The sequence below is a fragment of the Desulfobacter sp. genome (assembly GCF_050177295.1).
Genome location: NZ_JBFXHE010000105.1, coordinates 1 through 11639, shown reverse-complemented (window position 1 = coordinate 11639; position 11639 = coordinate 1). Strand labels below are relative to the sequence as shown.

The window sequence follows — 11639 nt, the reverse complement described above, 5'->3', positions numbered from 1 at the left end:
TGGTGGAGGCGGCGGGAGTTGAACCCGCGTCCGAAAACAATCAACCCAGGCTTCTACATGCTTATCCTAAACTTTATAATTGGCCGGGAAGGCTCCTTCAGGATGGATACTACCCGGTATATCCTGAAAAATTTAACTTTTGAAAGCCAGGAAATTTCAAAAGCGGTCTTGCAAAGTCGACGCCCGGTCCTGAAATCTGCAAGAAGGATATCAGGCGGACGGAAGCTGATTAAGCAGCTACAGCGTAGTTATAATCGTCTGCGATTATGTTTATATATGCCAAGTTTACGAGTTGACAAACACTCGACATGCTACCATGGACCTCAAAATCTCCGTCGAAACCATTACGCCCCCAAATTTTAAAAGATCAAACAACCGTTCTTAATATAATGCTATCGGAATAGAAGTCAATGATTATTATGATCAGGAATATTTTTTTCTTTCCCGGTCCATATCTCGTTTAACATCCCGCTTTTTAATGGTTTCCCTTTTGTCGTAAAGTTTCTTACCTTTGCCAAGCCCGATAAGTACTTTGATTTTATCACTTTTGAAATAAATTTTTAATGGCACCAGGGTGTATCCCTGCTCTTTTATTTTTCCGACCAATTTCTTGATTTCATAATTATGTAAAAGAAGTTTTCGGGTGCGCAAGGATTCATGATTGGCATTATATGCATATTCATAGGGAGAGATATGAAGCCGACGTAAAAACACTTCGCCGTGTTTGATATCTGCGTAAGAGTCCTTGAAACTGACCCTGCCCTCTCTGATGGCTTTGACCTCGGAGCCCACCAGAACAATGCCGGCTTCATATTCATCATCAATGTGGTAATTGTGCCGGGCTTTTTTATTGGTGGCAATCAGTTTGGTATATTTTTCATTCATGGCTTATTCCTCGTTATCCATGTATGGCAGAAGATCCCTGTATTCCCTTTGAATATAATCTACAATTTCCTGAACCGTTTGAAACCCAAGAATGGTCTGAACATCTTTCCGTGCTTTTGATACATTCATGGACCGGATCATTTTCTTTATGACAGGGATGGCCCCGGCGTTCATTGACAGATTGGTCAATCCCAGACCAAGAAGCACAGGGATATTAATGGCGTCACCGGCCATTTCACCGCACATGAATAGTTCAATATTGTTTTCAACTGCCGCATCCACGATGAGACGAATCATTTTCAGCACCGCAGGATTTAATGCCTGGTAAAGATGCGCCACCCTGCTATTGTTCCGGTCAATGGCCATGGAGTACTGAATCAGATCATTGGTGCCGATACTGAAAAAATCAACGTGCCCGGCAAGTTCCCGGGCCATCATCACGGCAGAAGGAACCTCAATCATAATACCCAACGGGATATCTTTATTAAAAATTTTGTCTTCGGACTCAAGCTCAATAACCGCCTTGTCAATACATGACTTAACGCGGATAATTTCCTCAACACAGGAAATCATGGGAATAAGGAGATTAATATTGCCAAAAGCCGCAGCCCGTAGAATAGCTTTGATCTGGGATATAAAAATACCCTCATTCTCCAGACAAAACCTGATGGCTCTCAACCCTAATGCCGGATTGGCCTCTTCCACCGGATCAATATAGGGATTAAACTTGTCCCCGTTAATATCCAGGGTCCGGATGGTCACCGGAGCCGGCTGCATGAGTTCCACGAGTTCCCCGTATTTTTGCAGCATTTGGTCCTCGGTGGGGAAACGGTTCAAATCTAGGCATAAAAATTCCGTTCTGAACAATCCGATACCAGCCGCTTTATTGTCCTTGGCAGACACCACCTCTTCCACAAGCTCAATATTGGCAAGAAGATTAATGGGTATCCCGTCTGTAGTGATTGCGGGCAGATGGCTTTGCCGTTCAATATCAGCCCTGAAGGCTTCAAACCGCGCCATCTTATCTTCATACCGGAACAGGGTGTCTTCATCCGGATTAATGATAATAATCCCGGCTGATCCGTCTATAATAAGGATAGCGTCATTATTTATATTTGCCGTGGCATTGCCAAGCCCTAAAACAGACGGAATCTTAAGGGATTTGGCCACGATACTTGTATGGGAATCCTTGCCGCCCCTGTCCGTTACAAATCCCTTGATACGCTCAAGCTGGATCTGGCTGGTGTCTGCGGGGGAAAGGTCATGGGCCACAATGATGACGCGTTTGTTGATCTCGCTGATTCGAAGGTCAGCCCCGCCCACCAGATAATTCATTATCTTGTCTGAAACCTGGATGATATCATTGCCCCTGGCCCGAAGATAGGGATCATTGATTTGATCAAACATCCGGCTGATACGCCTGGACACCCGGTGAAGCGCCCACTCCGCATTGACCTGGTCATTGGTAATGGTATCAATGGTTTTGCCGTAAAGCATTTTATCCTTGAACAAAACCATATGGGTTTCAAGAATATTCAGGTTCTCGCTTAAATCATCCCCTAAAGAATCAATGGCCTTGGCATGATCTTTTTTGGCTTTATCCACTGCATTTTTAAACCGGTCTATTTCATTGGGGACCATATCCGGGCTCACAGGATAGCGTTTAATAAGGTTAACGCCCTCCCGGTCAACAAGATAAGCCTTTCCAATACAGATACCCGGAGAGCCGCTGATACCCCTGAGAATGATCTGATCCGTAACGGTTCTATTCATTTTCATTTTCCCCAAATCCGATATCAAAAAAATTTTTAATCTTATCTGCCAGGGCTAAATCTTCTTTTTTTTCTGTAAAAATGGACATCTTTGTCCCTGTACCCGCGCACAGGGATAGAATATCGATAATGCTTGCAGCATCCACAATGCTTTTCCCATCTGACAACCAGATGTCCCCACTGGCGTCCTGGGCCATCCCGGCAATTGCTGCCGCAGGCCGCGCATGCATTCCCAATGCATTAACAACAGTTGTCTGCCGGAATACTGAATATTGAAAATCCAAGTTTATAGTCATTCCAAATATTTTTTTCTTTGTATGTCATCAAAAAATAATAAATTAAAACTGTTAACCGTCCGTCTTGATCAGGCGGTTCAAAACAGATAGAATATACCACATTCAATATATTTTAGCCAGTTGGATTGGCAGACCTGAACCTGCAGCCGGAAGCGTTTTAGGAGGAATTGAAAATGAGCACACCCCAAGCCATCCAGTATCCCATTGATGATTTCAAATCCGGAGAATCATGGCGCCTATTTAAAATAATGGGCGAATTTGTTGAAGGTATAGACGGACTCCATGACCTGGGCCCGGCTGTATCCATTTTCGGATCCGCGAGAACGACCAAGGGGCAGCCTGATTATGAAATTGCCAGAAAGACGGCAGCCTGTTTTGCTGCTGGCGGTTATGCCGTTATTACGGGCGGAGGTCCGGGCATCATGGAAGCGGCAAACCTGGGCGCATCAGAGCAGAACGGGGAGTCCGTGGGGTTGAAAATCACCCTGCCCTTTGAAGAAGAGAGCAATGCCTATCTGACCCGATCTTTGAATTTTCATTACTTTTTTGTCCGCAAGGTCATGTTTGTAAAATATGCCCAAGCCTATGTCATTATGCCCGGTGGGCTTGGCACAATGGATGAAATGTTTGAGACCCTGACGCTGGTACAGACCCAGCGTATCCGTGAAAAGCCCGTCATTTTAATGAATAAGGAATTCTGGGGCGGACTTCTGGACTGGATTAAAAACGCACTTGCCGGAAACGGATTAATTTCGCCCGGGGATATGAACCTGTTTTCACTGGTTGATACCCCGGAACAGGCCCTTGAGATAGTGGATAACTTTTACAACCGGCCTTAACCTCGTTGCTGACTATAGTTAAACCATCATTGGGTATCCCCTCTTTGGAACATGAAAAACAGTCTTTTCAGGCAGATGCTTTAAACCAAGCCCTGTGCAGATCTGTTTTTTGACTGGCTCAAGGTCTTCCACCGGAACTGTAAGCCTTGCGGTGCTCAAAAACATCTCTTCCCAGGAATTCAGGTAGACCAATGTAAAATCTGAAATTCTGCCGTTGGTTTTTTCAGCATAAAAATTGACAGAGACAAACAGACTTGTGATGAGCGGCACCTTTCTCAATGCATCAAAACTGACCGGTTTTGTTAATTCAGGGATAAAAAAATCATGCATGGCTCTGTAAAGTTTTTCAATACTGTCATAGGAAACTGCCGTGGGATTAGGCACCATGGTCAGAAAAGTGCGATCTGTGTAAAGATGGTTGTGAATCAGCCAGGCCCCGACCTCTTCCACAGAACCTGCCGTGAGTATGGATTCTTCATCCGGACAGACCTGGCCGGACAATTTATGAATCAGCTCCCACTGGCCGTATACGTTCCCGGGTACGGCCAGATATCTCAGGTAAAGTTTTGAAAAATGACGGTCTCCGCTTGAAACTAAAAGCAGTTTTTTAATCTTACCCGGCTTATCCTGGAACTGAATATCCACCTTACGTTCCAGAACCATGCGGTCCTGATCGGAAATGAATAGCCCGTCACCATCCTGAAACCGACTTTTAAGGTCTTTATACCGTATTATCATATACTGCTCAATGGTTTGAGACAGGCGGTGGATAGCGGTATAAGGCCAGGTTCTGAACCGGCCTATCTCAAACACCTTTTCCTGGTCCCACCCCCATTCCCGCAGGCATCTTTCCAAAAGGATGCGCCGCAGGCCAAAAACACTGAAGTCCAGTTCCGACTGTTTTGTAATTCCCAATTTAAGAAAAAAACAGGTGAGCAGCAGCTTGATAGCGCGGGTGTCATCGGACTTTGTATAAAACTGAATCAGAGTATTAAGCAAAATGATATAGGAATCATTTTGCCCAGGCTTCAGATGGGTCCCGGAATTCATCCATTCATTTTTGTACTGATTGCACAGCATGGGCTCCCGGCCATAGGTATTGATGTATTTCTCCAGAAGAGCCATTTTAATAACCGATTTAAAAGGGCTTTTCAGCCATTTAAACATCTGCCAGACAGACGCGCCAAAATATTCATTACAGGATATGGCATGGATATCACCCAGATCAATATACCGTTTAGTGCCGGGCAGGCGATTGATACAATCAAAGATCAGATTATAATAATTAATACTGATGCTGGTGGGCAGCGCCGTCCACAGGGGAAGTCTGCCGGCCACATGAATCATAGTCCGGTAAAACTCCTCCTTAAGCAGCCGGGCCTGGGCAGATCCCGAACTTTCCTGGGAGGACCCCCCAAAATCATTGTCACGGGCTTTAAAAATGTCCACAAGAAAAAAGGTGACATGAATTTTAAACCGCTCCAGTGCCATACGTTCCAGGGCATCGAGTTTCTGGCGCAAACGTTCATTGCCCTGGCGGCCCAACCGCTTTTCATCTATACAGACCCAGTAATCAATGTCAGACTGGGCAGTCTGAGCAAGAGATCCCACGCTTCCCATGGTATATACCGCAAGTATATGGGGATCCGGATGCCGGCGGGCAATTACATTGGCCCCTCCCAGATACCGCCGACCAACCCGTTCAGTCTCCCTTGACGGCAGATAATCGGCCACCCCACAGGGTGTGGATGACGCAATTTTGATAATTTCCGGCATTGCAATATTTTCATGGATCAGTAAGGGCAGAAGCTGAAAAAAATCCGCCTGCTCAGGTTTGAACATATCAAAGGCAGCCAGAATGCTCAGTTTATTCTGTTTAAGAAATTTTGCCTGGCCGAAATGAATAAACTCACAGAAAATAAGCAGATTAATTTCATTGGCCACCCTGGGATCAATCCTTGGCAGGTCATTGAAGCTGAGCTGGTGTTCCCTGTCATTATAATTCAGTCCCCGGGTACGCAAATCAATGGCCCCATGGGAGGCAAACCGGCAGAACCTGGCCCCGGCATTGGTAAAATCCGCCATGTGAAGACAGGCATTGGAAAAGGAAAGGCCGGATAGTCGCGCATGTGCGAAAACAGCACAGGTCAAATTGGTTTCGTTAAAGAAAGATTTTGAGATGACTGCGCCAATGAACAAGGCATCGCTCATGTCTGCCCCGTTTAAATTACAATTGTAAAAAGAGGCGTTTTGAAAGCTGCACTGCCTGAAGTTTGCATTTTGGGCAGACACATTGACAAACATGGCATTATCAAAGCAGGTCAGATCAAACATAGCTCTATCCAGATTCGTGTTATAAAACAAGGCGTTACGACATACACCACCTGACACTTGAATGCCTGTTAAAAAGGTATTAACAATCTGTGCACAGGTCAGATCAAGAACGGCTCTGGTCAAATCCATCCCGGACAAATCCTGGTCGTGGAGAACCGCGTTCCGGAAATCCAGGTCCTGGGGAATAATCCCCTGCCTTAAATCAGCCAGTTTCTTTTGGGCCGGATCCTTGAACATGGACTTGAAAAAGGAGGCCATGGATTTTTTTTCGGGTATTTCCGTCTGGAAATCTTTGAAAGGCGCGGCAATGCTTTTGCGTTCCTTGAGCAGCAGGTTCTGGGTTTTTACCATGAGCCTGTCCACTTCTTTCCTGATCCGGTCCGACCCGCAAATTTTTATGTTCTCCTTTAAAATCCTGACCACCCGTTCTGGACGTTTTTTGATCATGCCGAAAACAGATGCCAGGTTGACATCATAATTTTCACCCTGATAAGCACCCTTGTTCAGGGCCATGTCCTGGAGCGCAAAAAATGAGAATCTGGACAACTCAGAGATTTCCATATGGATGATGGGAATAATGGAAGGATAAGTGTCCCGAACCATGTCCATGAGTTTGTGAAAGGGATGCCTGCCGGTCACAACAAGGGCTTTAAAGGCACTGACAGCCTCATTTGTCCGGGAATTTTGAAGGTCCTGAAATACAGGCTCGAACAGTTCCGGGTACAACCCAAAGGATGAATTTTCAATCAGACTGTATACAGCCATCCTGACCTTTTTTACGGTTTCCCGGGTCAACGCTTTTTTAAGAATATGTAAAGGCACCCTTGATCGCATCATTGAAATGGCTTTAAGGCCGGCAATCCTAGCTTGGGGATCCAGGGACAAAAGCTCATTATCCTCTATGAGAAAAGGGTCTCGTAACGAGGCGTCAATATTATCCAAAAAGGGGTCCACATCCCGCCCCCGGTCAAACAGGCCGGCATAGTACCAGATCACCGCCTGGCGCTGTCTGACGCTGGCAAGCACATAGCGAAACAAGTTTACAAAACGCAGACGGATGGCAGGGTCTGCCTGGAGATACTGGTCGGCAAAAATCAAACGACGCCGGTCATCCAGATCCTTGATACATTTTTTTATCACATCCGGGGATACCCGCTCCAGGTAAATGGCCTTAAAGGCAAAAAAAGCGCCAATACTGCCAATATTCATAAGGGCCCGGATGAGGACACTTTTATCTGAAAATACCATTTGCACAAGGATTTTACGGTAAATAAGAGCTGCCCCCTGAAAGGCTTCGGCCTGTGCCTGTCTTAGCGGCTTGTTTTCCTGGGGTATTTCAATACTTTTCCAGATGGCCAAAGCCATCTCGTTCAAACTTTTTCTTCCCGCTTCCCTTAACGAGTAATGGGGTGAAAAAATGCTGTTTAGAATAGGCATAAGGCCAAGATAGACAGGAAATTGTGGTGCCTGAAGGAGCAAATTTTTACGCTGTTGTTCATCAAGGTCCTTCCAGTAATCGTCAAAGGTCTGACGATCAAATCCAGGATTAGAGTCATCCATGTTGCTGTGCCAATCCCTATATTCCAGGCAGTTTCAAATTTTTTATGTCATGCCGGGCTATATTTTAATTAAAATTTGGTATATGAATTAGGTTTAGTTTAAAATCTCGGTACACGCTTCAATATTGTATATCATACCAGAACCAGTTTATGAAATTATTTGATGGCAGCACACAGGGTAAGACCGCAGATCAAGGGTATGACGCCCGGTCCATAGAGGTGCTCAAAGGCCTTGACCCGGTCAAGCGCAGACCCGGCATGTACACGGATACGTCAAGCCCGAACCACCTGGCCTTTGAGGTTATTGACAACAGTGTGGATGAGGCCATTGCAGGCTTTGCCACACGCATTGACGTCACCCTGACACAGAACAACAGGATCATTGTATCGGACAACGGCCGGGGAATGCCCGTGGACATCCACCCGGAAGAAGGGATTTCCGGTGTTGAACTGATCATGACTAAACTGCATGCAGGCGCCAAATTCTCAACCAAGAATTATGCGTTTTCAGGCGGGCTGCATGGGGTAGGTATTTCGGTAGTCAATGCCCTGTCCATTCATCTGTGCATTGACATTTGCCGGGACGGCAAACTTTACACTATTGAATTTCAAAAAGGCCTTAAGACAAAGGACCTGGAAGAGACCGGCACAGCAAGCAAGACCGGGACTAGGCTGGGATTTAAACCGGATCCGGCCTATTTTGATACAGATCAATTCAATACGGATACCATCCGGGCAGCGCTTAAATCCAAGGCGGTTCTGTGCCAGGGACTGACCACCACCTTTACCCTTGAACAAACCGGCGAAGCCGACACCTGGCATTACGACCAGGGCTTGGATCAATATCTTAAAGAGAGGATCAACAACACAAAGACCATTTTCCCGGAACCGTTCACAGGATCTGCAGCCAATGATGAATTCCAGGCCGTATGGGCAGTGAACTGGGGTGAAGAGGATAGCCTTGACCTTGAGGAGAGCTATGTCAACCTCATTCCCACAAAACTTGGGGGCACCCATGTCAACGGGTTCAGATCAGGCCTGCTGGAGTCGGTCAAAGAGTTCTGCAAATTTCGAAACCTTCTGCCCAAAGGCGTGTTTCTTACCCCCGAGGATATCTGGCAGAATGTGGGATATGTACTGTCCGTGAAACTTGTGGAAGCCCAGTTTTCAGGGCAGACCAAGGAACGCCTCTCTTCACGCCACTGCGCAGGGCTGGTTAACCTTCAAGTCCGGGACGCTTTCAGCCTGTGGCTGAACCAGAACGTGGCGATGGGCGAAGCCCTTGCCCGGGCCGCCATTGAAAATGCCAAAAGCCGTGAACGAAAACGTAAAAAAGTGCCTTTGAAAACCCGGACCAGCGGAGCCTCTTTGCCGGCCAAACTGTCGGACTGCGCCAGTGACGACCAAAGACAGCGGGAGCTTTTTTTTGTGGAGGGGGACTCTGCCGGCGGTTCTGCCAAGCAGGCCAGAGACAGGCGTTTCCAGGCCATCATGCCCCTGCGGGGCAAAATCTTGAATACCTGGGATTTAAGTTCTTCGGCCATCCTTGAATCCAGGGAAATCCGGGATATTTCCCAGGTCATGGGTGTGATCCCGGGATCAAGGGATATTTCCAAACTGCGGTACAACAAATTATGTATTCTGGCCGACGCAGACTCCGACGGCCTGCACATTGCCACCCTTTTGTGCGCACTTTTTTTAAAGCACTTTCCGGAAGTGGTGAGGCAGGGCCATGTATTTGTGGCCATGCCGCCCCTTTACCGGATTGACATGGGAAAAGAGGTGTTTTACGCCCTTGATGATTCAGAAAGAAACGCCATCACCAAACGGCTGAGCCGCAGAAAAAAAACATCAAAAATAAATATCCAGCGTTTCAAGGGATTGGGGGAGATGAACCCGTCCCAACTGCGGGAGACCACCATTGCCCCGGATTCCAGGCGCCTGGTCCAGCTCACGGTTTCAAAGGATGATGTGATCCAGATCATGGACATGCTTTTGAGCAAAAAAAGGGCCCAGGACCGGAAACACTGGATTGAAACCCATGGAGTAATCAAAGAGATTTAATACGCATGATCCAGCCCCCCGCTTCCAATGTAGAAGAATTTGAATGTCTGCCCTTTCAGGAGTTTACCCAGAACGCTTACCTGAACTATTCCATGTATGTCATTCTGGACCGGGCCCTGCCCCATATCGGTGACGGGCTCAAACCTGTCCAGCGCAGAATCATATACTCCATGAGTCAGCTTGGACTCTCTTCCACGGCCAAGTTCAAAAAATCGGCCAGGACCGTGGGTGATGTCCTGGGCAAATTTCACCCCCATGGAGATACAGCCTGTTACGAGGCCATGGTCCTGATGGCCCAGCCGTTTTCTTTAAGATACCCCCTGGTGGACGGACAGGGCAACTGGGGTGACCCCAATGACCCCAAGTCCTTTGCAGCCATGCGGTATACGGAATCAAGGCTGTCCAGGTATGCAAAAATTCTTTTGGACGAACTGGAACAAGGCACAGTGGGCTGGGTTCCCAATTTTGACGGAACCCTGGAAGAACCTTCCCTGATGCCGGCCCGTCTACCCAATATTCTGCTCAACGGCACCACCGGCATTGCCGTGGGCATGGCCACCTCCATCCCGCCGCACAATTTAAGGGAAGTGGCAAAGGCATTGATCCTTCTCATTGAAAATGAAAATGCCGGCATAAAAGAGATCTGTAAATGCATTAAAGGCCCTGATTTTCCAACGGAAGCTGAAATCATAACCTCTGCAGAAGAGATCTGCGACATCTATGAAAAAGGCAAAGGGCGTGTAAAAATGCGGGCCCGGTACATCATAGAAGACGGGGAACTGATATTCACCGCCCTTCCCTATCATGCGTCCACTGAAAAGATTTACGAGCAGATCGCCGCCCAGATCAGCGCCAAAAAACTGCCCATGGTATCGGATCTGCGAGATGAATCCGATCACCAGGACCCCACCCGGCTGGTGGTGATTCCACGGTCAAACCGTGTGGATTTTGACGCCCTGGCAGACCATCTTTTTGCCACCACGGATCTTGAAAAATCATTTTCAATCAACATGAACATGATCGGCCTTAACGGCCGTCCAGGGGTGAAAAATCTAAAAAAGACCCTGAACGAATGGCTAGGTTTCAGAAAAGCAACTATTGAAAAGAAGTTTCGGTTCCGTCTGGAAAAAATTGTCAGCCGGCTGCATATCCTGGAAGGGTTTAAAACCGTTTACCTCAACCTTGATCAGGTGATTGAAATTATCCGCAGGGCAGATGATCCGGCAAAAGAACTCATGGACACCTTTGACCTGTCCGAAATCCAGGTTAAGGCAATCCTGGAAATCCGGCTGCGCCAGTTAGCCAGAATGGAAGAGATCAAAATCACCGAGGAGATGACTGGGCTGGCCAAGGAAAAAGCGCACCTGGACAATATGTTGAACTCGCCCGATGCATTTAAGGCGTTTATGATCAAAGAAATTGAAGAAGATGCCAAAAACTTTGGTGACAAACGCAGGTCCCCCATCAAGGAACGCAAAGATGCCGAAGCATTCTCGGTTACGGATGTTATCGAGGTGGAACCGGTAACCATTATCCTGTCCGCCAATGGATGGATACGGGCAGCAAAGGGCCATGATATAGATCCTGCAAATGTAAAATTTAAAACCGGAGATGATCTGCTGTGCCATCTGCACACCCGGTCTGATAAACCCATTGTACTCATCGACACTTCGGGACGGGCCTACACCCTGTTCGCCCATGCCCTGCCCTCGGCCAGGGGAAACGGGGAACCTGTCACAGGGCATCTCACCCTTGCCCCGGATACCACCATCTGCTACATGATTGCCGCCGAAGACGAGGACCTGTTCCTCACCGGCGCAGATAATGGGTATGGCTATATCATCAAATTCAGTGATTTTTTAACCCATTTCAAAATCGGCAAGGCAGTGA

General features: G+C 47.2%; 7 protein-coding genes and 1 other RNA gene. 3 read left to right on the top strand and 5 right to left on the bottom strand.

Going from position 1 to position 11639, the window contains the following annotated elements; all coding sequences use genetic code 11:
- From ssrA to AB7U36_RS09740, 4 genes are all read right to left on the bottom strand, one after another.
- Positions 1-354: a transfer-messenger RNA gene (gene ssrA, locus AB7U36_RS09755) on the bottom strand.
- Positions 355-423: 69 nt separating this feature from the next.
- Positions 424-885: an SsrA-binding protein SmpB gene (gene smpB, locus AB7U36_RS09750; RefSeq protein WP_428159592.1), complete on the bottom strand. Its 462-nt coding sequence runs from the start codon at positions 883-885 to the stop codon at positions 424-426.
- Between the two features lie 3 nt (positions 886-888).
- Positions 889-2664 (bottom strand): phosphoenolpyruvate--protein phosphotransferase, encoded by a 1776-nt coding sequence (gene ptsP / locus AB7U36_RS09745; protein ID WP_428159591.1) that lies wholly within the window; start codon positions 2662-2664, stop codon positions 889-891.
- Positions 2651-2953, bottom strand: coding sequence for an HPr family phosphocarrier protein (locus AB7U36_RS09740; protein ID WP_428159590.1), 303 nt, complete (start codon positions 2951-2953; stop codon positions 2651-2653). The genes ptsP and AB7U36_RS09740 overlap by 14 nt, the downstream gene beginning before the upstream one ends.
- Positions 2954-3126: 173 nt before the next feature.
- Between AB7U36_RS09740 and AB7U36_RS09735 the strand changes: the two genes are divergently transcribed.
- Positions 3127-3792: a TIGR00730 family Rossman fold protein gene (locus tag AB7U36_RS09735; RefSeq protein WP_428159589.1), complete on the top strand. Its 666-nt coding sequence runs from the start codon at positions 3127-3129 to the stop codon at positions 3790-3792.
- An 18-nt stretch (positions 3793-3810) separates the two neighbouring features.
- Here AB7U36_RS09735 and AB7U36_RS09730 read toward each other — a convergent pair whose 3' ends face one another.
- Positions 3811-7686 carry a class I adenylate cyclase gene (locus AB7U36_RS09730; RefSeq protein ID WP_428159588.1) on the bottom strand — a complete coding sequence of 1292 codons (3876 nt, stop codon included), beginning with the start codon at positions 7684-7686 and terminating at the stop codon, positions 3811-3813.
- Positions 7687-7835: 149 nt separating this feature from the next.
- Here AB7U36_RS09730 and parE point away from each other — a divergent pair, with 149 nt between their 5' ends.
- Together parE and parC are read left to right on the top strand one after the other, a co-directional pair.
- On the top strand, positions 7836-9749 hold the full coding sequence (gene parE, locus AB7U36_RS09725; RefSeq protein ID WP_428159587.1) for a DNA topoisomerase IV subunit B: 1914 nt from the start codon (positions 7836-7838) through the stop codon (positions 9747-9749).
- Positions 9750-9754: 5 nt separating this feature from the next.
- Positions 9755-11639: DNA topoisomerase IV subunit A (parC, locus tag AB7U36_RS09720; RefSeq protein ID WP_428159586.1), on the top strand; the 1885-nt coding region annotated here is incomplete at its 3' end.